We start from the raw sequence: 19,423 nt of genomic DNA, 5'->3' as shown, positions 1-19,423 counted from the left end.
GGGTGATCAGGGCGGGCGGGCGGGAGGGGTGATCAGGGCGGGTGGGCGGGAGGGGTGATCAGAGCGGGCGGGCGATCAGAGCGGGCGGTGGGCCCCGGCGGGTGCCGGGACCCACCGGGGGATCAGACCGCCTTGGCGATGACCACGCGCGGGGAGCCGGGAACCGGGCGGGTCTCCACCCAGCTCCAGCCGGTGGCCTCCAGCCAGCCCTTGACCTCGTCCTCGGGGTACACCACGGTGCCGTCGATGACCAGGTACTCGCCCGCGAGCACCGGGTCGAGCCGACGGCCGTCGGCGGCGTCCAGCAGGAAGTCGAGCACCAGCAGCGTGGCGCCCTGGTCCACGACCTTGCGGGCCGCGGCCATGATCTTCTTGTTCTCCTCCGGGGTGAACCGGTGCAGCACGTGCTCCAGCAGCACCGAGTCGTAGTGGCCGGGCACGTCCGAGGTCAGCGGGTCGGCCTCGTGGAACTCGACGAAGTCGCCGAAGCCCTCGGGCGCGCCCTGCTTGGCCATGCCCAGCATCATGTCGGTGCTGACGAAGGCGCCGCGCAGCTTGGGGTTGCGCTTGTGCGCCTCGTCCAGGAACGCGGTGGACAGGCCCGCGAGGTCCAGCAGGTTCTCGTGCGCGGTGAAGTCGTAGACCGCGGCGAGCTGCTGGGCGTGCAGGGTGTTGTAGGTCTGCACGCCGTTCATGAACGCGCCCATCCGCTCGCCGCTCATGTCGAACGGCTGCGGCTCGGCGGTGCGCATGGAGTCGGTGTAGCCGAGCCAGTGCGGGTAGCTCATGGTGTCCCAGAAGGCCAGCCACGGGCGCAGGTCCAGGCCCGCGCCGCCCGCCAGGTAGGCGCCGGTGGCCTCGGTGTTGGTGTAGCGGCCGTCGGCGTAGGTGAGCAGGCCGAGGCCGACCATCGCGTCCGCGAGGATCCGCGCGGAGCGCTCCGGCACACCGGCCTTCTCGGCGATGCCTGCCGAGGTCTGCGCGCCGTCGGCGAGGGCGGCGAAGACGCCGAGCTCGCTGGCGGCGAAGAACTGCTTCGCGGCCATGAAGCTGGACGCGACGGCCGCGAGCGGGCTCGGGTCGACGGGGTTGGTGGTCATCCGGAGATCTCCTCAACATCTAGAGCGGGGTCGACGACTGCCTTGATCGCGGCCATGGACGCCATGTCCTTGATGGCCTGGTCCGCGCCGGCCAGGCCGACGGGCTCGCCGAACATGGCGTCCCACTCGAACCGGTCCCGGAACGCGTCCAGGAACCGGAGCGAGCGGTCCAGATCGGACACATCGCCGTTCAGGGAACCGATGACCTGGATCTCGCGACTCATCACGACATCCATCGGCACCGGCAAGGCTTGCGGGCCCGCCAGGCCCACCACCACGTGCTTACCACGCAAGCCGCACATCAGCACGCCCTCGCGGTTGGCCGAGGGCGAGCCCGCGAAGTCGAACACCAGGTCCGCCCCACGGGCCTCGGTCAGTTCCTCCACCCGGGCGACCCGCTCGTCGGCGTCCGCGACCTCCTCCACGGAGATGGTCACGTCCGCTCCGAAACGGTCCGCGATCGCCAACCGGTTGTCGGGTGCGCCGATGGTGATGACGCGCCCGGCACCGGAAGCCTTGGCCACCGCGGTGCCGACCAGTCCCAGCGGGCCGGAACCCTGGATCACGACCGTCGACTCAGGACGGACGCCGCCCGCGTTGCCGAACGCGCGCAACACGGTTTTGACCGCGCATCCTGCGGACGCGGCCCAGGTGTCTGGCATGTCGTCGGGCACGACCAGGCGGTGCGCACCCGGCGGCAGGTAGGTGTACTGGGAGAGACCGCCGATGACGAACGGCCATTTGTCCGCTCGCTGGGAGAAACCATAACCGCGATTCGCGCACATGACGGGCTCGCGGAGCACAGTGCAGGCGTAACAATGGCCACATACCGACTCCGACCAGACGAGCCGGGTGCCGATCGCAACCGGGCGGCCCAGCGCGTCCCGCTCCGCGTGCTGGCCGAGCGCGACGACCTCGCCCACCATCTCGTGGCCCAGCACCAGGGGCAGGCCGACGAAGGGCATGATGCCCGACCACAGGTGCGCGTCGGTGCCGCACAGCGTGGTCCTGGTGACGCGCACCAGCGCCGAGCCCGCGGGGAGGTCCGCGGGCAGCGGCAGCTCCTCGATCTCCAGCGGGGCGCCGAACTCGCGCAGCACCGCGGCCATTGTGGTGCGTGGCCTCATGCGGATTCCTTCCTGGTGAAGGCAAGTACGTGCCGTCGGGCGTCGGCGGCGTGGTCGGGCCGGTCCGCGACGGCGCCGCGGCGGGCGAACCCGTCGGCGTCCGGGCTCCGGTCCCGGTGGCGGGTCACCCCCGCGGTGTTACCCGATCCGGCGAACTTCCGCGCAGGCAGGCGGTACGGCTCGTGCGCGCCACGCGCATCGGGCAGGATGGCCACGCTCGCCCCGGCGCCCCGCTCAGGCACCGTGTGGGCGTGGAACCCCGTCCCGTCCGCCGAACGCGGGCGGATGACGCTCGTGTCCGTCTCCCCCTGCGGGGCAGGCGGGCGGCGGCGCTCCGCGTGGCACATGTCGTTCTCCAGTCGGTTCGTCCCGGTGGCGCGGGCGCGCCGCCGGTTCCGGCCTGGACTGTCCGAGGCGGACAGTCCAGGCCGGACGGAGATCAGGCGGGCTCGTCCCAGCGGTCCCCGCGCCGCGTCCAGACGAGCACGACGAGGATGACCACGAACGGCAGCACGCCCCGGTACTGCTGTAGATCCTGGATGCTGCTGGCCACGCCCTGCAGCACGCCGAGGGCGAGACCACCGATCAGGGTGACCGTGAAGCTGCGGAACCCGCCGATGAGCACGGCCGCCAGCGCGGGCGTGATCAGCGCGGCCTGCGAGCCGAAGTCGCTGGCCAGCTGCGGGGCGATGATCATGATGGCGAGTGCGCTGGCCGCGCCTGCCACCGCCCAGACGATCATGGACAACCGGGGCACCCGGACGCCGATGAGCTCGGCGGTGGTCGGGCGCTCCGACTGGGCCCGCAGCAACAGGCCCACCCGGGTCCGGCGGAGCAGCAGCGTCGGGGCGGTGGCGAACACGATCGCCAGGATCATGGTGACGATGGCGGTCCAGGTGACCACCACGCCGCCCAGGGTGAACGCGGGCGAGTCGAACGGGCTGGGGAAGCGGTGCGGGTGCTGCGCCCCGAACAGGCGCAGCCCCACCGCCACCAGCCCGGTGTAGATCGCGATCGTGACCGCGGCCTTGACCCCTTCCCCGGACTCGGAGAACCAGCGGACCATGATCGCGCCCAGTCCGCAGTGCAGCAACGCGCCGACCGCCATGCCCGCGGGCACCGCCAGCACCAGCGGCAGGCCCGCCTCGTACAGCACGACCATGGCGAACGCGCCGAACGCGCCGACGGCGGCCTGGGCGAAGTTGACCACCGACACCAGTCGGTAGGTCAACAGCGTGGACAGGCCCATCAGGGCGTACGCCCCGCCGGTGACCAGTCCGGCGATAGCCGCGGACAGTTGGAGCACGAGATCCTCCGGATCAGCAGGAAGAGGTCAAGGGGTGGGTCAGGAGGCGGTCGGCACCGTGATGAAGTCGCCGTTCGGGACCCACTGGCTGTCCTTGAGCTCGACCATCTTGGACGCCTGGTTGGGCGCGTGCCGGTCGCCGGGACCGAACACGAACGGGGTGCCGACCATCGGGTTGCTGATCGGCTGCATGTTCTTCAGTGCCTCGTTGACCGAGTCGCGGGTGATGTCGCCCTTGATGGTCTTGAGCACCTCGACCATGAACACCGCGGACAGGTAGCCGCCCTGCGAGAACGCGGTGGCGGGCGCGCCCGCCCGGTTCACCGCGTCCTTCCAGCCCCGGTTGGCGTCACTGTCCGAGGTGAACGGTTCGAACTCCGAGCCAGCGTAGATCTTCAGGCCGAGGCCGCCGACGGCCTTCGCCACGCTCTCGGTGTAGGCCGGGGCCAGCAGCAGGAAGTCCACATCGGTCATGCCCTGCGTCTGCGCGGCCTTGAGGAACGGCACGACCAGCTGCTCGCTCGGGTTGAACATCACCGCGTCGCACCCGGCCTGCTTGGCCTTGAGCAGGTACGGCGTCGGGTCGCCGCTCTGCTGCACGGTCGTGTCGCTGAGCACCAGCTGCTTCTTGGTGATCTTCGACCACTGGTCCAGCGAGGCGTTGACCGCCTCCTCCGAGCCGGGCAGCACCACGGTGAAGTTGCAGAGCTTGTTGTCCTTGAGCGTCTCCGAGGCGAACAGCAGCTCGGCGGTGATCAGGGTGAACGGGCCGACGTTGACCGGCGCCACGTTCGGGCTCTGGAAGCACTTCGGGGTGGCCGCCACGGCCATGATCGAGCTGATCTTCTTCTGCCGGTAGAACGCGTCGTTGACGTCGCAGTCGGTGAAGCTGGCCGACCCCGTCATCGCGACCACGTCCGCGTCGGACAGCTCGCGCGCCACCTGGGCGGTGCGCTGCGGGTTGCCCGCGTCGTCCTTGACGATGTACTCGATCTTCTTGCCGTTGATGCCGCCCCGCTCGTTGACGTCGTCGAAGACGCGCTTGGCGGTCTTGACGACCTCATCGGTGATGAAGCTGCCGGTCAGCCCGGCGATGGCGCCGATCTTGATCGTGTCGCTGTTCTTCGAGCCACACCCCGATATCGCCGAGGTGGTGAGGACGGCGGCCATGAGCACGCCGCCGATCCTGTGAAGCGCTCGCATTGGTTCTCCTGATCCGTGTGGGGCGGGAAGTGCAGAGGAGGAGGGATGACAGGGGGAGGAGAGAAACGCAGTGATCAGTGCGTGGCGTCACCCAGGTAGGCGGCGATGACCGACGGGTCGGACAGGACCTGCTCCGGCGGACCGGAGGCGATGACCCGACCGAAGTCCAGGACCACCACTTGGTCGCAGGTGGCGCGCACGAGCTCGATATCGTGCTCCACCAGCAACAACGAGGTGTCGAAGCGTTCCGGGATCTCGATCAGGCGCTGCACCAGCAGGCGGGTCTCGTCGCTGGAGTGGCCCGCGGCGGGCTCGTCCAGCATCAGCACCGGCGGCCGTCCCGCGGCCAGACCGGCCACTTCGAGCAACCGCCGGGTGGCCACGTCAACGGCCTCCATAGGGGTATCGGCGGGAGGGCAGGCGAACAGCGCCAGCTGCTCGTCGATCTCCCGGTTGGTCAAGGTCTTACCGGCGGCGACCTGCAGGAACATGCCGACGGAGATGGAGGTGGGCACGCGCAGCTGCTGGAACGAGCGGCGCACGCCCGCACGGGCCCGGTGGTGCGCGGCCAGGCTGTCGATGCGCTTGCCGTTGAGCAGCACGCGCCCGGAGTACTTGTGCGCGAACCCGGTGACCGCGTTGATCAGGGTGGACTTGCCCGCCCCGTTCGGGCCCACCAGGCCGACCACATGCCCGCGCGGCACGACCAGGCTCACGTCGTCGACCGCGACCAGGTTGCCGAACTGCACGCGCAGGTCGCGCACCTCCAGCGCGGGCGCGCCCTTGCCGAGGATCCGGGTGGGACGCCTCGGCCCGAACACCGACACCGGCGGCGGGGTGAGCGGCGCGACCGGGTTCCGCGCCGCGCGCTTGCGGCGGCGCTGGGTGCGCATCAGGTCGGTCTGGCTCATGCCCATCCGCAGCACCTGGATGGCGCCGATGCCGAACAGCAGCGAGGCCAGGTCCTGCGGGATGCCGACCCAGTCCATCAGCACCGGCACGAACGCGCCCATGATGCCGCCCGCGATGGCGCCCTCGGGGTTGTTGGTGCCGACGAACAGGGCGATGGCGAACATGGCCACCGAGGCGAACGAGGAGAAGTTGCCCGCGGTCACGATGCCCAGCTGGCCCGCCATCAGGCCGCCGCCGATGCCCGCCACGAACGCGCTGAGCGCGAACGCGGCCAGCTTGCCCCTGGTGACGCTGATGCCGTGCGCGGCAGCGGCCCGCTCCGAGTGCCGGATCTCCACCAGCGCGCCGCCGAGCCTGCTGCGGTCGAGGAAGTACAGGCCGACGAAGATGACCGCGGCGACGATCGAGGTGAAGACGAAGTACAGCTCGTCGGTGTCGAACAGCTCCGGCCGCTGCACCAGCTGGTAGGTCTCCTGGCCGGGGTAGTTCAGGCCGCCGAAGACCACGTCCAGCGCGATGGCGAAGGCGAAGGTGGCCACCGCCAGGTTGACCCCGCGCAGGCGCAGCGCCGGGAGGCCGATCAGCAGGCCTGCCACGACCGCGGCCAGGCCGCCGAGCAGCAGCCACACGTACAGGCCGCCGGGGACCTCGTTGACATTGGCCCAGCCCACCACCCAGGCGCCGATGGCGGCGAAGGACAGCTGGCACAGCGAGATCACGCCCGCCCGGCCGGTGATCAGGCCGTAGCTCTGCATGAAGACGATCGAGATGCCCGCGCTGGTGAGGTTGAACAGCGTCGAGCTGTCCGACACCGAGGACAGCACCAGGACCGCGACCGCGGCGACGACCAGGGTGATCGGCAGCGGCTTGCCCAACGGACCCGCGGCGGCCAGGAACCCGCCCTGCGGCCGGGACTTACGCACAGTGTCCACTTTCTCCAGACTCCAGTCGCGGTCAGTGGCGGGTGTCGCCGAGGTAGAGGGCGCGCAGCAGCGCCTCGTTGGCCATCAGGGCGCGGCCGTCGCCCGCGTAGACCATCTCGCCCCTGGCCATCACGTAGGCGCGGTCGGAGATGCCCAGCGCGAGGGTGGCGAACTGCTCCACCAGCAGCACGCCCACGCCGTTGTTGGCCAGCTGGCGCACCGCCCGCGCCAGCCGCTCCACCACGATCGGCGCCAGGCCGAGCGACATCTCGTCGATCAGCAGCACCCGCGGCCTGCCCAGCAGCGCCCGGCCGACCACCAGCATCTGCTGCTCGCCGCCGGAGAGCAGGCCCGCCGGGGCGGAGATCTGCTTGCGCAGCTCGGGGAACAGGTCCAGCACCTCGTCGATGGACCCCTCCGGCCCGCAGGCGGCGAGCAGGTTGTCCTCAGTGGACATATCACGGAATACCGTGCGGTTCTGTTCGACGTGCGCGAGGCCCGCGCGCGCCCGGCGCCAGGCGCGCAGCTTCTCGATCCGCGCGCCGCCGAGGCGGATCGCGCCGCGCGAGATCGGGATGGCCCCCGACACCCCTTCCAGCAGGGTCGTCTTGCCCGCGCCGTTGGCGCCGAGCAGGACGGTCACCTCGCCCTCGGCGACCGAGACCGTCGCACCGCGGACGATCGGCAGACCCGATCGCTCGACGGAGACGTCCTCAATGGACAGAACACTCACAGGGAAGCACCATCCTTGGCAAACGGGGGGTGGCGGTGTGGCGAACAGCCTGCGCCTGTGCGGTGGGCCACGGTGTCCGTAGAAATACCGAAATACCGCGGGATCGGTGGACATCGGGGCCCGGTCGTGCGAATGCACGCGAGACGATCACCGGTCAATGTCTAGGACGGGTCACGTTCTCGTCGCTATTCCGCCAGTTTTGTCGCCGACCGGTGGTGCTGCTTTAAGGAAAAGCTTCACCGGGAAGCGACGATACCCGTTCCCCGGACATAGCTGAATACACAACCATTGCCATCCGCGAGCCCGGCGCGGTCAGCTGGGGTTTCCCCGGACGACACGGCCCGGACACCCGCCGATCGGACCGGCCCGACCCCGGACACGCCGAACGCCCCCGCGCCCCGGGGTGGACCCGGGGCACGGGGGCGCTGATCGTCTACTTCCTTAGCCTCGGCCGCGGTTCCCCCTACGGCACCGGCGACCTGGCGGTGGTGCGGCTGCCAGGTCGGGGACGATGCCGGGCGGGGACGAGCGAGTGGGCGGCGGGAGGAATCGAACTCAGTGGTTGCAGGTGCACTGGCCCGGAGGGCAATGCGAGCAGGACTTGGCGCCGTCCGGGAGGTCGAGGGCCGGGTTGCGGTCGCAGAAACCGTGCGGGCGGAGCATGAAGCCGCTGTAGTCCACCGGCATGACCGGCCAGTCCTCCGGCCGCGGCACATGCGTCGGGCCGAAAACGTGCCAGAGCACGATGTCCTCGTCCTCGATCTTGCGGTCGGCCTTGGTCCACTCCGGCAGGCCGGAGCCGCCCGGGTGCTGGTTCGGGAAGTTGCCAGCCGGGTAGAGCTGCTCGTCGTCGTGCTTGGTGACCCAGAGGTGCTTGGTGGCGAACGCCGCGCGGGCGGACACGGTGGCCTCCGGCTGTGCCATCAGCGTCGGGCCGACATGCGGCATGAGCTGGTAGGCGCGCGGCTTGCCGAGCCGGTTCACGCTGTCGCCGCTGCGCACGATCCAGCTGCGTGCCCGACTGGCGTCGGCCAGCCGCTGGGCCTCGGACTCCTTGGTGAGCGGGGTGGTCGTGGTGGTGAAGGCGTTGCCGTACGGGTTGTCCTGGCCCATCGGGATGCCGACCACGTCGACCTCGTCGACGGTGTTGTGCTCGCCCGCGACCTCCATGTCCAGCCGGGCGCAGAACAGGTGCTGGTGCACCGGCGCCATCAGGCCGGGGGCGATCTCGGCGGCGTACGGCGAGGTGCTGCCCGGCTCGGCCGAGCCGCAGAACACGATGCCGGTCGCCTTGGCCTCCAGCTGGATCGATCCGTCCAGGTAGAAGTACCAGAAGAAGCCGTAGTCGTAGTTGCCGATGGTGGCGAAGAAGGAGACCACCAGGCGGCGGGAGCGGCGGACCTCGGTGGCGCCGGTCAGGATGTTCGTGTGCTTCCAGAGGATGCCGTAATCCTCCTCGTGCATGCAGATCGCCTGCGGGATCGTCACCGCGTTCGCGTGGTCGTCGGCGACGACGGCGTCGAAGTAATGGATGACGCCGAGACAGTCGCAGCCCAGCTTCAGCGAGTTCGAGTTCTTTCCGAGCAGGTATTCGCCCGCGTCGAAGTAGCTGATCCAGTAACGCCACGGGGCCGGGTCGCCATAGGGGACCACCATTTCCGCCATGGACGCGCGGTTCGCCACCGACAGGTATTCGCCGGGCTTCTCGGCGAACTCGATGCGGTGCAGCGTGAGGCCCTCGCGGGCGTTGAAACCGACCCGGAAACGCCAGTTCTCCCAGGTGACCTCGTTGCCGTCGACGGCGAAGCTGACGCCTTCCGGCTGGGTGATCTCGATCGGCTTGAGCGTGGTCCTGGCCGGGCCGACGTGCTCGGCGTCGAAGTTGCCGTGCTCGGCGGGCACCGGGACATCGCCGACATCGTCGACCGAGATGACCTCACCGGTGATCAGGTCGACCTTGGCCAGCAGGCCTTCGACCGGGTGCGCCCACGGGCTGTCCTCCTCGTGATCGCGCAGGAAGGTCAACGCGCGGAGAACGCGGCGGTTCTTCTCCTCCGGGTAGTCGAAGAAACCCGGGGACAACGGCGCCACGAAAGCCAATTCGAAGTTCTCGACACCGCGGCGGCGGAGCGCGTTCTGCCAACGCTCGTCGGCGCGCACCAAGTCGGCGCTGCGGTCGTACTCCTCCAGCAGCACGGCGGGCTGCCCGGCGCCCGCCGCCAGCTCGCGCCAGTCGGCCACCTCCTCGGCGACCAGGTCGACCACGGCCTCGGCGGCCACGCCGGTGGCGATGTCGAGCACGACGGCGATCACCCGCCTGCTGAAGGCCACGCCCTCGGTGAACGCACGCACCTCCGCCTTGGGCGGCTCCAGCAGCAGCACGCTGGGGAAGCGGGTGCTCTCCCCGACGTGCCCGGCGGCTACCAGGACCGCGCGGGCGCGCGCGATCTCCTCGCCGGTCAGCGGGTCGAGGGGATGCCGGACCTGGGGTGTCGTCGCCGTCATGTGCGCGAGTATCCGCTATCCGGACCGGGTCCGGTCTTGCCAACGACCGCACAGCGGTTGACCCGCAGGGAACGGGCCCACCACACGCGTGCGTGGAAGGATGCGGCATCGCGGGCCGGTACGTCTACACCCGGTCGCGCCCGCGCCCACTCACAGCGGCGGCCCGCCACTCGATCGGGTGTACCGGGCCAGCGGGGTGGTCATCGGGCGTGCGCCGAACCGCCTGGCCCGTCCACACAGGTCGGTGACCGTCGTCGGCCTGCCGGTGCGCTCCCAGAGGTGGGTCTCGACCAGGGCGATGGCGCGCGGGCGGGCGTACCGGGCCGCGGGGCCCGCGCCGAAAATCCCCCCATCGGGGAACCTGGACGCGAGGGTCGCCAGCTGGGCGCGGGCGTCGGGGGCGGGGGTGACGCCTGGATCGATGAGGAAGGTGTATTCGGTCGCCTGCCGTCCGACCTCGCGGACACCGTCGGCACGGGCCCAGGCGTCGGGCGGGCCGAGCCTGCCCGCGAGTCTCGTGGCGACGAGGACGGTGAGGAAGGCCGGGAGATGCGGCCAGATCTCGGGGTGAATTGCGAACCGCATATTGCTGGTACGAGTGGCGGCCGGGGAATCGTCCAGGGCGGCGTTCCCGGTGCGCCAGCGTCGGACCACCCGGATCAGTTCGCGGCCCTCGGGGAGCACGAGGAGAAAGGTGCCGTCGGTGAGGACGTGCCGCTCGTCGCGGGTGAACCGGGTCCGCACGTAGGCGTCGTCGGCGACGATCGGCGGGAATTCCGGGCAGCGGGCGCGGGCGGGGGCGTTGAGGGCGTAGCAGCCCGCGCCGATGACGTCGTCCGCGATCCCGGGCAGGCGGGTCCACACCTGGGCGTAGCCGCGGGCGAGCGGGCCGCGGGGGCGGATGAGCAGGGGGCGCGGGGCGGCCAGGCGGGGAGTCGGCACGTCCAGGGCGGTCGCCAGGGCGCGGGTGGTGCCTGGGGTGAGGACGGTGTCGGCGTCGAGGAAGACCACGGAACCGTCGCGACACTCCCCCAGCCCACGGTTGAGCGCGGCGGCCTTGCCGTCTCCGGGGGTCTCGACGACGGTGGCCCCGGCCGCCGCGGCCCGCTCGGCGGTGTCGTCGGCACAGCCGTTGGCGACCACGATGACGCGGACACCCGTCAGGCCGTCGGCGAGGACCGACCGGACACAGGCGCCCACCAGCGCACCCTCGTTCCGCGCGGGAACGACCACGTCGAGGCTCATCGGGACCAGCGGCCGGTGACGGCGGCGATCGCGTGGATGGTGAGGAAGACGGCGCCCGCGGCGGGGCTGCGCAGCAGCGTGGGGATGACGCCGCGGTGGCGGGAGTGGGTGTCGCCGTGGGTGAGGTCCAGGGTGTCGAGCTCGGTGTTGCCGCGCTGGTAGCGCAGGCGGGCCCGGACGAGCTCGCGGGGGCCGTTCGGGACGATGACCTCGTAGGTGGCGGTCGGCACGACGGCGCGTTCCTCTGGGGCGAAGTGCCAGCGCACCCACTTGTCGTCGGAGCGGACGCGGGTCCAGGTCTCCCAGCGGGCGCGACCGGCGGCGGAGACGGCATAGGCGCCCATGGTGGCCGGGGACTGGCGGACGTACGGGAGGGTGCGCCAGGTGCGGTAGTACGCGCGGGAGATGACGCTGCGGGTGGCGACGCGGACGGCGGGCACGGCGAAGTGGGTGCCCGCGCCGGGGGCGAGGGCGGCCGCGAGGGCGGCGAGGGCGTTCGGGGAGAGGACGGCGTCCTGGTCGAGGTAGAGGCGCGGACCGGGCGGGAGAAGGGCCTCGGCGGCCTCGATGGCGGGGACGCGGCCGGGCGGGGTCTCCAGCACCACGCAGCGGGCGCCGGTGGCGCGCAGGGTCGGGGCCAGGGCGTGCGCCGCCCGGAGGGTCTCGGGGAGACCGTCGTTGACCGCGAGAACGACGTGGAGCTCGGCGTCGGTCTGTTGCGCGGCAAGGGATTCCACGCTCCGGTGCAGCACGTCCGCGCCCCGGTACACCGGGATCACCACGCCGAACGGTCTTCGCACGCGCATGCGGGCCGGGGTCAGGTCGGAGTGGCGGCGGGCGAGCTCGGCGCCGGACATGGCCATGTTCGGTGGTCGGTCGGCGCCGCCGGGGAGATCACGGCGGGAGATCCGGCGCAGGTTCGGGGTGACACCGAGACCCTCGGCCATGCGCAGCAGGATGTCGCGCGGGGTCAGCACTTCCGGGCCCGCGACATGGATGAGGCCGCGCACCCGCCGCTCCCCCAGGCCCACGACAATCCTTGCGGCGTCCGGAAACGAGACCGGGGTGCGGAACTCGTCCGAGCACACCGGGATCTCCTCGCCCGCGTGCAGCCGGTCCACGACCCGCGTCCACGTGGTCTGCCTGGGGCACAGCGGGGTCCCGTACAGCAACGAGAACCGGGCGACCAGTCCCACGCCGAGCACGGCCCGCTCCCCCGCCAGCTTCGTCCACGCGTACGCGGACCGCTCGGACGGCCGATCCGTCTCCCGGTAGCGGCGGTGGGCGGTGCCGGGCCAGATGAAATCGCTTGACGGGTAGAGCAACCAGGCGTCCTCGTCCCGCGCGTGCGCGGCCAGCTGCCGGGTGACCTCGGTGTTGAGCACCCAGCCCGCGCCCGGGTCCGCCGCCACCGCGGCGGGCGCGGAGACGGCCGCCAGATGGACGATGTGGGTGGGCCGATAGCGCCGCAACAACGCGCCCAGGTCATCCGCGCGCCGTAGATCCAACCCGACCACGTCGGCGTGCCCCGCGCGGCAGGCCCGCCTGCCGACCCCGAGCACCGGGACGCCCTGTCGCGTCAGCAGGTCCGTCACATGCCCACCGAGCTGACCGCACGCCCCGGTCACCAACCACCGCGTTCCCCCACCGGACAATGCCTCTCCCCGAGTTCGCGCCTGCCCGGAAGATCGTCTCGGACCGGCCGGTCGATACTCCGCCAAACGGGTCGATCCGGCCGCGTCCCACGGTGTGGTCGACGGCTTCCCATCGAGTGGGCACGATGGTTCGGGAACAGGCGAACACCCCCGGTTATTCCGCCCTTCTCACATCGCGGACCCCGCCCCGCCCGGGGGTAGCGTCGGCGCAGCAGCGGAGAACTGGAGGGATCCCATGCCAACCCCACTGTCCATTCTGGACTTAGCACCGGTGCTCTCCGGCCGCACCAACGCACAGGCCCTGCGGTCGACCATCGACCTCGCGCAACGCGCCGAACAGTTCGGCTACCACCGCTACTGGGTGGCCGAGCACCACTTCGCCCCGGGCGTCGCGGCCGCCGCGCCCGCCGTCCTGACCGCGCTGATCGCCTCGGCGACCACGCGCATCCGCGTGGGCTCGGGGGCCGTGCTGCTGGGGTACTACGCGCCACTGTCCGTCGCCGAGCAGTTCGGCACCATCGCGCACGTGCACCCGGGGCGGGTCGACCTGGGGCTCGGGCGGTCGGGGCTGGTCCGGGGGCGCGATCTGGCCAAGCGGTTCAACTCCGCCGGGGCCCCGGTCTCGACCGGGCGGGTGGTGGACGGGCTGGTGATCCCGGGCAAGCCGAAGGCCGCGCTGGACCGGGCGGAGGTACTCGCCCGGATGGAGGCGTCGCAGACGTTGTTGGGGGCCCGGGACGACGCGGGGGCGTACATCGACCAGGTGCGGCAGATCCTGGACTTCCTGGGTGACGGGCATTCGTACGCGGGACAGGAGTTCCGGGCGCCCGCCGCGACGGGGGCCGATGCCGAGGTGTGGGTGCTGGGGTCCAGCGCCGGGGAGAGCGCTCGGGCGGCCGGGGCCCTGGGGTTGCCGTTCACGGCGAACTATCACGTGAGTCCGTCGTCGGTGTTGGAGGCGGTGGCGGGGTATCGGGAGGCGTTCGTGCCCTCCGCCCGGCTGGCTCGGCCTTACGTGATGGTGTCGGCGGATGTCGTGGTGGCCGAGGACTCGGCCACCGCTCGCGAGCTGGCCCGGCCGTACGGGCGGTGGGTGTTGAGCATCCGCAGTGGGGATGGGGCGATTCCGTTTCCTTCCTCGGCGGAAGCGGATGCGTTCGCGTGGACGGACGAGTTGCGGTCGTTGGTGGCCGATCGGGTGGAGACGCAGTTCGTGGGGTCGGCGGCGGAGGTCGTGGCGAGGTTGCGGGTCCTGCGGGATGTGACGGGGGCCGACGAGCTGATGGTCACCACCATCGTGCACGGCGAGGAGGAGCGGGTCCGGTCGTTCGAGTTGCTTGCCAAGGAATGGGGCTGACGGACGCACAGGCCGCCGGGCACAAGAAAACCCGGGGTGTCGCGAACTTGGGGGTAGGTTCGCGACACCCCGGGGCCACCGGCGCTCAGAGGGGAATGAGCGTCAGGCGGCATCCACCATGGCGTGTGACCCCACCCCGTGCACGACCAACGCGGTGGCATTGTCGACTCCGCCGACTCCGCCGACCCTGCCGACCCCGACGGCCGCGTTGACCAACGCGGCCGCGGGCTCCGAGGCTCCCCGCAGTATCGCCCCGATGCGGGGCAACCCCACTCCCCGATAAACCCCGTCCGTCATCAACAACAGCCCACCGGGCTGGTAGGTGTCGACCTCCCCCACCTCATGCAAGGTCCGGACGCTGGACGTGACCACGTGCGACAACCGAGGTGCCACGGCCACCCCGCGATCCGCGAAGTACTGCCCCACGGTGTGGTCCTTCGTCAGCTGCCACACCTCCACCCCGTTCCACGCATAGGCTCGCGCGTCCCCCACCCAGGCCACCCGGTACCCCGACCCGGTCGCCTCGGCGACCACGAGCACACAGTCCCCGCCCGCCTCGGCCAGCACCGCCGCCCGCGCCGCCGCGATCGACGCCCGGGGTCCGCCGGCGGCCCGCACCGCCGCGGCCGCCGCCACCCGGGCCGCGCGGGCGGCGATCGGCGTGTCCCCGATCCCGTCCGCCAGCGCGAACACCAGCCGCCCGTCCGCGGTGCGGTAGGACGCCGCCGCGTCCGCGTTGTAGTGCCGACCGCCCTGGTCGCCCGCCACCTGCCACGCCTGCTCCACCCGTCCCACCTCCCGCTCGAACCGACATACCCCGAGAATCGGCCCGAATCCTGTGGGAACCCTGTGCGTCCACTGACCGCACGCTATGAAAAATCAGACCGGGGCCCCGCTTAGCGGCAACTCGACCCGGAACGTGGTGCCGCCGTCGGAGGCGGGGATCAACAGGATGCCGCCGCCGTGGCGTTCGGCGATGGCGCGGGCCAGGGTGAGGCCGAGGCCGGAGCCGATCAGCGGGTCTCCGTCGGTCGTCGCGCTCTCGCCGCGGGGCATGGTGGTGAACAGGCGGCCCGCCTCGACGGTCAGCGGGCTCTCGTCCGTCACCTCCAGGGTCCAGCGGGTGTCATCGGTCCTGGAGCGGACGCGGACCGAACCGGACGGGGGCGAGCTGCCGATCGCGGAGGCGATCACGTGGTGGACCATGCGGGCCAACAGGTCCCGGTCGCCGGTCAGGACCGTGCCGCGGGGGGCCGGGCGGTGCAGGACCACCACCGACCGCGTGGCGGCGTGGCTGGCGAGCGAGGCGATCTGTTCGACCACCAACGGTTCCATCTTGGTCTGGATCCGGCTCAGGCCGAGGCTGTGGGACTCCAGTCCGGCCAGGAACAGCAACGTCTCGACCAGTGTCGCCAGCCGGTTCACGTTGCGCTGCACCGCCTGCCCCAGGACCCGGTCGCCCGCGCCGTCGGCGAGCATCGGGGTCAGGGAGGTCAATGTGGTCAGTGGGGTGCGCAGCTCGTGCGAGACCGTGGCGATGAACTCGGTCTTCAGGTTCGCGAGACGGGACAGCTCCTCGTTGCGCCGCACCAACGCGCGTTTCAGCTCCACCTGTGCCGTGACGTCCCGCAGCACCCACAACTGTCCCAGTCGGACCTCCCCCACCCGGACCGGGACGAAGTCCACCTCCACCACGCGGTCCGGGCCCAGGGCGATCTCCGCGCCGCGGACCGGTGTGCCCTCGATCATGCAGCGGGCACCGAACGCGTCGATCTCGGCGTAGTGCGACTCCGGCATGCCGCGCAGGGTGCGCAGCTCCTCCCAGGCCATCCCGGTCAGCTCGGCGGGCGGCTTCCGCAGCTCCAGCAGGGTCACCGCGGTCATGTTGGAGATCAGCATGACCCGATCGGCGTCCTGCAGCAGCACGCCGACCTCCAGCGAGTCGACCAGGAACTTCAGCTGGGTCGTGGTGACCCGCAGCGAGGTCTCGGTGTCGTGCAGCTCGGTGACGTCCCGGCCGTAGGTGATCAGGCCGCCGATCACCGGGTCGGCGACGCGGTCGAACAGGTCGATGTCCATCACCATCCAGCCGCCGTCCGGGCGGCGGACGCGCGCGGTGTAGCGGGCGCAGCCGCCCGGGTCGCGGGCGTGCAGGGTGGACATCAGCTCGGTCAGCGGGTCCTGGTCGGCCGGGTGCACCATGGCCGCCACCGCCCACGTCGAGGTCTCGTCGTAGTGCACCGGGGTGCCGTCCGGCCAGCGCACCATGTTGCTCCAGCGCAGCCGCCCGCTCGGCGAGAACAGCGCGATGAAGCTGGGCATCTGGGCGATGACCGCGTCCCGGAAGTCGACCACCCCGCCGTCGCAGCCCGCCGCGTCCAGGGTGGCCGCCACGGTGTCCAACAGCGGCGCCAGCCGCGGGTCCGGCGTGCCGTCGCACCGCACCGACACCGCCCCGCCCGCCGTCAGCGAGACCGCGGCGGTGGCCCCGGGAAGCGGCTCGCCGACGCCCGCGTCCAGCACTCCGGGCAGGTTCCGCAGCAGCGCGACCGCGGCGTCCACGGCCCGGCCGGACCGGTCGGCCCAGCCGATGGCGCGCACCGCGGCCGCGCAGTCCCACGGGGACCGCGCCGGGGTGTCGGGCATGTGTCCTCCTCGTCGTGATCCAGTGTGTCCGGCCGACACACCCGGACCCCGGCAGGCACAACCGTTCCGCACCGGATTCGCTACCACCGGCCACCCGATGTGGTGAAAAAGGTCCGCAGTGGACCAGATCGGCCCGCGCGCTCGGGACACGCTCGTAGTGTGGCGCCGGGGACGCCCGATACCGCCAGTGGAGTGAACCATGTCGTCGGACCAGGCAGGCCAGCGCGCGAGACCCGCGCTCGCGGGTCTGTTCGACGAGGCCACCCGGCTGCTGGCCAAGGACGAGCCGGAACAGGTCGCCACCCTCCTCGACGAGGCGGCCCGAGGCAACCTGGGCGCCGAGGACAGCGCGGTGCTGCGCTCGGTCATCGCGCTGGTGCGCGCGTTCCACGAACGCGATGTGGACGAGGTGCCGCTGCCCCGCGACGGGGTGCGCCCGATCGCCGACCGCTCGCTGGTGCTCACCGTGACCCCGGCCGGTTCCATGGTCGCCGCGCCGGAGGCGGTGCGCGACGTGCTCGGCTACCCGCCGGGCACCATGGACGTCAACCACATGCGCGAGCTGGTGCACCCGATGGACCTTGAGCCGCTGCGCTCGGCGTTCCGGCAGACCATGGCCGCGCCCGGCACCCAGGTGGAGCTGGACACCCGGATCAGGCACGCGGACGGCCGCTGGGTCGTGCTGGCCACCACGATGATCAACCTGCTGGAGGCGACCGGGATCAACGCGGTCGTCGTGCACGCGCGCAACGTCACCGAGCGGCGCGCGGCCGAGCGGGCGCTGGCGGTGGAGCGGGCCCGGCTGCGCGAGCTGGTGCTGCACCTGGCGGGCGGCGTGGTGGTCGACGACGGCCGCCAGGTGATCCTGGACAACCCGTCGTTCGCCCGGATCTTCGAGCCGGACCGGGAGCTGACCGGCACCCCGGTGCCGGACCTGGTCGAGCTGATCGCGGCCGAGTGCGAGGAGCCGACGTTGTCCTGGGACCTGCTGGAGCGGCTGGTGCGCTCGGCCCGGCCGCACCGGGGCGTGCGGCTGGCGCTGGCGGGCGGGCGGATCGTCACCTGCGACGTGGTGCCGCTGCGCGCGGCCGAGGCGGTCGGCACGCTCTGGTACTTCCGGGACATCACCCGGGAGTCGGTGGCGCGCACCGAGCTGGAGGAGACCAACCGGTCGCTGGAGGAGGCGGCCGCGCTCAAGGGCCGGTTCGTCGCGACCGTCTCGCACGAGCTGCGCACCCCGCTGACCGCCGTGCTTGCCTTCGGCGAGATGCTCGCGGACAGCTCGGAGCCGCTGACCAAGCACCAGGCCGCGCACCTTGAGGTGATCAACCGCAACGCCGCCCGGCTGCTGCGGCTGGTGGACGACCTGCTGCTGCTGTCCCGACTGGAGACCAACCAGCTGTCCATGTCGTTCACCGAGGTGGACGTGGCCGACCTGGTGCTCAAGACGACCGAGAACCACTCCCCGCTCGGTGCCAGGGAGCGGGTCGAGGTGACCGCCGACGTGCGTACCGGCCCGCACATCCAGGGCGACCCGGCGCGGCTGGGCCAGGTGCTGGACAACGTGCTGGCCAACGCGCTCAAGTTCACGCAGGCGGGCGGCTCGGTGCGAGTGTCGGCGATCCCGGACGAGACGGCCTGGACGGTGGCCGTCAGCGACACCGGCATCGGCGTGCCTGCCGAGGACCTGCCGAAGGTGTTCGAGGCGTTCAGCCGGGGGTCCAACGCGGGCGAGGCGGGGATCCCCGGCAGCGGGCTCGGACTGTCCATCTGCAAGGAGATCGTGGCCGTGCACCAGGGCTCGATGACCATCGAGAGCACCGAGGACGTGGGTACGACGGTCCGCATCACCCTGCCGTTGACCAAGCCCGGCGCACTGCCGGCCGCACTGCCGGGGGCACGCGCATGAGCACCGTGTTGGTCGTCGAGGACGAGCCGGACATCGCGCTGGCGCTGCGGGTGATCCTGGAGCGGGCCGGGCACGAGGTGATGGTCGCCCCGGACGGGCGGCAGGGGCTGCGCGCGCTGCACGAGACCAAGCCGACGCTGGTGCTGCTGGACATCGGCCTGCCGGTGATCGACGGCTGGATGGTGCTGGAGCGGATCCGGGACGTCAGCGACGTGCCGGTGCTGCTGCTGACCGCGCACGGCATGGAGGCGGACAAGGTGCGCGGCCTGCGCGGCGGCGCCGACGACTACCTGACCAAGCCGTTCTCCACCAGCGAGCTGCTGGCCAGGATCGAGGCGATCCTGCGGCGCACCGAGCAGACCGGCGGCACCAGCCAGTCCGATGTCTACGACGACGGCGTGGTGCGGATGGACCACCGGTCCCGCCGGGTCTACGTCAACGGGGTGGAGGCCGAGGTCAACGCCACCGAGTACCGGCTGCTGTCGACGTTCGTGCAGCACCGGGGCGCGGTGCTCTCGCCCCGGCAGCTGCTGAACCTGGTGTGGAACGACCCCACCGGGATCGGCGCCGACCGGGTCAAGTTCGCGGTGCTGCGGCTGCGGCGCAAGCTGGGCTGGTCGGCGGACGACTCGCCGATCCGGGCGGCGCGCGGCATGGGCTACCGGTACGACGTGCCCAAGTCCTGAGCGGCCGAATCGATCACCCAGGGTGATGCGGACACATCGGTCAAATCGACCGAGATCCGCGCGCACTCGACCCGTCGGCGTTTCCTCCGATTGCGCCGACCGGCGTAAACATAGGG

At 71.5% G+C, this 19,423-nt stretch carries 15 protein-coding genes; 3 read left to right on the top strand and 12 right to left on the bottom strand.

Annotation, left to right across the window (positions count from 1 at the left end; translation table 11 throughout):
* Positions 1 to 122: 122 nt before the first annotated feature.
* The 10 genes from C503_RS0128530 to C503_RS43705 form a co-directional block, all read right to left on the bottom strand.
* Positions 123 to 1,100, bottom strand: coding sequence for a methyltransferase (locus C503_RS0128530; RefSeq protein ID WP_018685637.1), 978 nt, complete (start codon positions 1,098 to 1,100; stop codon positions 123 to 125).
* Complete coding sequence (locus tag C503_RS0128525) at positions 1,097 to 2,227, bottom strand: zinc-binding dehydrogenase (protein ID WP_026316786.1); 1,131 nt, start codon at positions 2,225 to 2,227, stop codon at positions 1,097 to 1,099. Before C503_RS0128525 ends, C503_RS0128530 begins: the two co-directional genes overlap by 4 nt.
* A complete protein-coding gene (locus C503_RS0128520) occupies positions 2,224 to 2,469 on the bottom strand; it encodes a hypothetical protein (RefSeq protein WP_156893584.1) in 246 nt (81 codons plus the stop codon). Before C503_RS0128520 ends, C503_RS0128525 begins: the two co-directional genes overlap by 4 nt.
* Before the next feature lie 197 nt (positions 2,470 to 2,666).
* Entirely contained in the window at positions 2,667 to 3,533 is an 867-nt protein-coding gene (locus C503_RS0128515) for a branched-chain amino acid ABC transporter permease (protein ID WP_018685634.1), read from the bottom strand.
* Between the two features lie 39 nt (positions 3,534 to 3,572).
* Entirely contained in the window at positions 3,573 to 4,736 is a 1,164-nt protein-coding gene (locus C503_RS0128510; protein ID WP_018685633.1) for an ABC transporter substrate-binding protein, read from the bottom strand.
* A gap of 74 nt (positions 4,737 to 4,810) precedes the next feature.
* Entirely contained in the window at positions 4,811 to 6,580 is a 1,770-nt protein-coding gene (locus tag C503_RS0128505; RefSeq protein WP_018685632.1) for a branched-chain amino acid ABC transporter ATP-binding protein/permease, read from the bottom strand.
* 22 nt (positions 6,581 to 6,602) lie between these two features.
* Entirely contained in the window at positions 6,603 to 7,304 is a 702-nt protein-coding gene (locus tag C503_RS0128500; protein ID WP_018685631.1) for an ABC transporter ATP-binding protein, read from the bottom strand.
* A 555-nt stretch (positions 7,305 to 7,859) separates the two neighbouring features.
* Positions 7,860 to 9,809: a primary-amine oxidase gene (locus tag C503_RS0128495; protein WP_018685630.1), complete on the bottom strand. Its 1,950-nt coding sequence runs from the start codon at positions 9,807 to 9,809 to the stop codon at positions 7,860 to 7,862.
* 150 nt (positions 9,810 to 9,959) lie between these two features.
* Positions 9,960 to 11,054 (bottom strand): glycosyltransferase, encoded by a 1,095-nt coding sequence (locus C503_RS43710; protein WP_018685629.1) that lies wholly within the window; start codon positions 11,052 to 11,054, stop codon positions 9,960 to 9,962.
* Positions 11,051 to 12,682 (bottom strand): sugar nucleotide-binding protein, encoded by a 1,632-nt coding sequence (locus C503_RS43705; RefSeq protein ID WP_169514624.1) that lies wholly within the window; start codon positions 12,680 to 12,682, stop codon positions 11,051 to 11,053. Before C503_RS43705 ends, C503_RS43710 begins: the two co-directional genes overlap by 4 nt.
* A 262-nt stretch (positions 12,683 to 12,944) precedes the next feature.
* Between C503_RS43705 and C503_RS0128480 the strand changes: the two genes are divergently transcribed.
* The gene (locus C503_RS0128480) at positions 12,945 to 14,066 is read left to right on the top strand and encodes an MsnO8 family LLM class oxidoreductase (RefSeq protein ID WP_033401149.1); all 1,122 of its coding nucleotides are present in this window, start codon (positions 12,945 to 12,947) and stop codon (positions 14,064 to 14,066) included.
* Positions 14,067 to 14,168: 102 nt separating this feature from the next.
* Here the strand turns inward: C503_RS0128480 and C503_RS0128475 are convergent, their stop codons facing one another.
* Positions 14,169 to 14,852: a PP2C family protein-serine/threonine phosphatase gene (locus C503_RS0128475; protein WP_018685626.1), complete on the bottom strand. Its 684-nt coding sequence runs from the start codon at positions 14,850 to 14,852 to the stop codon at positions 14,169 to 14,171.
* Between the two features lie 93 nt (positions 14,853 to 14,945).
* Complete coding sequence (locus C503_RS0128470) at positions 14,946 to 16,712, bottom strand: sensor histidine kinase (protein ID WP_018685625.1); 1,767 nt, start codon at positions 16,710 to 16,712, stop codon at positions 14,946 to 14,948.
* A 199-nt stretch (positions 16,713 to 16,911) separates the two neighbouring features.
* Here C503_RS0128470 and C503_RS43700 point away from each other — a divergent pair, with 199 nt between their 5' ends.
* Together C503_RS43700 and C503_RS0128460 are read left to right on the top strand one after the other, a co-directional pair.
* On the top strand, positions 16,912 to 18,621 hold the full coding sequence (locus C503_RS43700; protein WP_018685624.1) for a sensor histidine kinase: 1,710 nt from the start codon (positions 16,912 to 16,914) through the stop codon (positions 18,619 to 18,621).
* Complete coding sequence (locus tag C503_RS0128460; protein ID WP_026316784.1) at positions 18,618 to 19,307, top strand: response regulator transcription factor; 690 nt, start codon at positions 18,618 to 18,620, stop codon at positions 19,305 to 19,307. Before C503_RS43700 ends, C503_RS0128460 begins: the two co-directional genes overlap by 4 nt.
* Positions 19,308 to 19,423 lie beyond the last annotated feature (116 nt).

Source organism: Actinokineospora enzanensis DSM 44649, assembly GCF_000374445.1.
GTDB classification, from domain to species: Bacteria; Actinomycetota; Actinomycetes; order Mycobacteriales; family Pseudonocardiaceae; genus Actinokineospora; species Actinokineospora enzanensis.
Note: the sequence above shows the minus strand (reverse complement) of the source record. Positions and strands in the feature narration are given on the sequence as shown.

What these genes read in the sequence shown, in the direction of transcription:
- C503_RS0128480 (WP_033401149.1), top strand. Translation starts at nt 12,945, where the DNA reads ATGCCAACCCCACTGTCCATTCTGGACTTAGCACCGGTGCTCTCCGGC.
- C503_RS43700 (WP_018685624.1), top strand. Translation starts at nt 16,912, where the DNA reads ATGTCGTCGGACCAGGCAGGCCAGCGCGCGAGACCCGCGCTCGCGGGT.
- C503_RS0128460 (WP_026316784.1), top strand. Translation starts at nt 18,618, where the DNA reads ATGAGCACCGTGTTGGTCGTCGAGGACGAGCCGGACATCGCGCTGGCG.
- C503_RS0128470 (WP_018685625.1), bottom strand. Translation starts at nt 16,712, where the DNA reads ATGCCCGACACCCCGGCGCGGTCCCCGTGGGACTGCGCGGCCGCGGTG.
- C503_RS0128495 (WP_018685630.1), bottom strand. Translation starts at nt 9,809, where the DNA reads ATGACGGCGACGACACCCCAGGTCCGGCATCCCCTCGACCCGCTGACC.
- C503_RS0128510 (WP_018685633.1), bottom strand. Translation starts at nt 4,736, where the DNA reads ATGCGAGCGCTTCACAGGATCGGCGGCGTGCTCATGGCCGCCGTCCTC.
- C503_RS0128530 (WP_018685637.1), bottom strand. Translation starts at nt 1,100, where the DNA reads ATGACCACCAACCCCGTCGACCCGAGCCCGCTCGCGGCCGTCGCGTCC.
- C503_RS43710 (WP_018685629.1), bottom strand. Translation starts at nt 11,054, where the DNA reads ATGAGCCTCGACGTGGTCGTTCCCGCGCGGAACGAGGGTGCGCTGGTG.
- C503_RS0128525 (WP_026316786.1), bottom strand. Translation starts at nt 2,227, where the DNA reads ATGAGGCCACGCACCACAATGGCCGCGGTGCTGCGCGAGTTCGGCGCC.